We start from the raw sequence: 2,700 nt of genomic DNA, 5'->3' as shown, positions 1-2,700 counted from the left end.
CAGGCCGAGCGGGGCGCCGAGGAAGGCGACGAAGAAGACCGCGCCGCGCAGCAGCCCTTGCCGCCAGCGCCTAGTCTTGAGCTGTATCGGCGCCTGGGCGAATGGCCGGCGCCGGATTCGCGCATCGATCTGCTCGCCTAGCCGGGCGATTGGCAGCGCTTGACAAGGGGGTGGCGTAAACGTATGTTTCAAACGCCTGTTTGATTGCTGGGCCGCGAATGCCTGGCCCAGCAGCCGGGAGTGATCCCGAAAGCGACCGACAAGCCGGTCACCCCAACTACTAGGAATCCACCGCAGAGGTTTACCGCTATGCCTGATTACAAGGCCCCCTTGCGTGATATTCGTTTCGTCCGTGACGAACTGCTGGGCTACGAAGCGCACTATCAGAGCCTGCCTGGCTGCCAGGACGCCACTCCGGACATGGTCGACGCCATCCTCGAAGAAGGCGCCAAGTTCTGCGAGCAGGTGCTGTCGCCGCTGAACCGTGTGGGTGACATCGAGGGCTGCACCTGGAGCGAATCCGGCGTGAAGACCCCGACCGGCTTCAAAGAGGCCTATCAGCAGTTCGTCGAAGGCGGCTGGCCGAGCCTGGCGCACGACGTCGAGCACGGCGGTCAGGGCCTGCCGGAATCCCTCGGCCTGGCCATCAGCGAGATGGTCGGTTCGGCCAACTGGTCCTGGGGCATGTACCCGGGCCTGTCCCACGGTGCGATGAACACCCTGAGCGCCCACGGCACCGACGAGCAGAAACACACCTACCTGACCAAGCTGGTGTCCGGCGAGTGGACCGGCACCATGTGCCTGACCGAGCCGCATTGCGGCACCGACCTGGGCATGCTGCGCACCAAGGCCGAACCGCAGGCCGACGGCAGCTACAAGGTTTCCGGCACCAAGATCTTCATCTCCGCTGGCGAGCACGACATGGCCGACAACATCGTCCATATCGTCCTGGCCCGCCTGCCCGATGCGCCGGCCGGTACCAAGGGTATCTCGCTGTTCATCGTGCCGAAGTTCCTGCCCTCGGCCGACGGCGGCGTCGGTGAGCGCAACGCGGTGTCCTGTGGCTCGATCGAGCACAAGATGGGCATCCACGGCAACGCCACCTGCGTGATGAACTTCGACGGCGCCACCGGCTTCCTGATCGGCCCGGCCAACAAGGGCCTGAACTGCATGTTCACCTTCATGAACACCGCTCGCCTGGGTACCGCGCTGCAAGGCCTGGCCCACGCCGAAGTCGGCTTCCAGGGTGGCATCAAGTACGCCCGCGAGCGTCTGCAGATGCGTTCGCTGACTGGCCCGAAAGCGCCGGAAAAAGCCGCCGACCCGATCATCGTGCATCCGGACGTGCGCCGCATGCTGCTGACCATGAAGGCCTTCGCCGAAGGCAACCGCGCCATGGTCTACTTCACCGCCAAGCAGGTCGACATCGTTCAGCACAGCCAGAACGAAGAAGAGAAGAAAGCCGCCGACGAACTGCTGGCTTTCCTCACCCCGATCGCCAAGGCCTTCATGACCGAAGTGGGCTTCGAGTCCGCCTCCCACGGCATGCAGATCTACGGTGGCCACGGCTTCATCAGCGAGTGGGGCATGGAGCAGAACCTGCGCGACTGCCGCATCTCGATGATGTACGAAGGCACCACCGGCGTGCAGGCCCTCGACCTGCTGGGTCGCAAGATCCTCATGACCCAGGGCGGCGCGCTGAAGAACTTCACCAAGATCGTGCACAAGTTCTGCCAGGCCAACGAGGCCAACGATGCCGTCAAGGAGTTCGTCGAGCCGCTGGCCAAGCTGAACAAGGAGTGGGGCGACATCACCATGAAGGTCGGCATGGCGGCGATGAAGGACCGCGAGGAAGTCGGGGCCGCTTCGGTGGACTACCTGATGTACTCCGGCTACGCCTGCCTGGCCTACTTCTGGGCCGACATGGCGCGCCTGGCGGCCGAGAAACTGGCGGCCGGCAGCGGCGACGAGGCCTTCTACAAGGCCAAGCTGCAGACCGCTCGCTTCTACTTCGCGCGCATCCTGCCGCGTACCCGCATGCACGTCGAAGCCATGCTGTCCGGCGCCAGCAACCTGATGGACATGGACGAAGAGCACTTCGCCCTGGGCTTCTAAGCCTGCCATCCGCTGGTCGAAGAACGCCGCCCCTCGGGGCGGCGTTTTTTTATGCCGGTGCGCTGGCGATAACGGAATGTCGCAACCCGTCGCTGTTTTCGCCGCAGCAAGCAGGCAAAATGCCGTCATCTCCGTGATGGACGTTGCCGCGATGCGTCTCGCCAGCCTGCGCCTCAGCCATTTCCTGTCTTCGCTGCCGTTGCTGCTCGGCGGGCTGCTGGCGGCGCGCTTGCCGGTGCTGAGCGAGTTCTTCGTCTCGCTGTTCAATGTACTGCCGACCCTGTTGCTGCTGCTCGGCGGCGCCTTCTGCCTGGGCTACGGCCGTCAGCGCGAGCTGTTCCTGCTGCTGGTGCTGTACCTCGCCTATTTCCTGCTCGACATCCAGGTCGACCATTTCCGCGCCGGCGGCCAGGTGCGCGAGGATGCGGCCCTGGTGTTCCACCTGGTCTGCCTGCTGTTGCCGCTGTTCTATGCCCTCTACGGGTGCTGGGAGGAGCGCTCGCACTTGGCCCAGGACCTGCTCGCCCGCGGCGCCGTGCTGCTGGCGCTGGGGGGGCTGGCGCTGGGCCTGGCGCGGCGCTATCC

Annotated in this window: 1 protein-coding gene and 1 pseudogene; both read left to right on the top strand. The window is 64.9% G+C overall.

Features of this window, described 5'->3' with window-relative positions:
* Positions 1 to 309: 309 nt before the first annotated feature.
* Entirely contained in the window at positions 310 to 2,115 is a 1,806-nt protein-coding gene (locus N878_RS17055; RefSeq protein ID WP_021444811.1) for a phenylacyl-CoA dehydrogenase, read from the top strand.
* 151 nt (positions 2,116 to 2,266) lie between these two features.
* A pseudogene (locus tag N878_RS17050) lies at positions 2,267 to 2,700 on the top strand (GGDEF domain-containing protein); the annotation flags it as partial.

The sequence above is a fragment of the Pseudomonas sp. EGD-AK9 genome, from assembly GCF_000465935.2.
Taxonomy (GTDB): Bacteria; Pseudomonadota; Gammaproteobacteria; order Pseudomonadales; family Pseudomonadaceae; genus Aquipseudomonas.
This window is presented reverse-complemented; position numbering and strand designations above follow the sequence as displayed.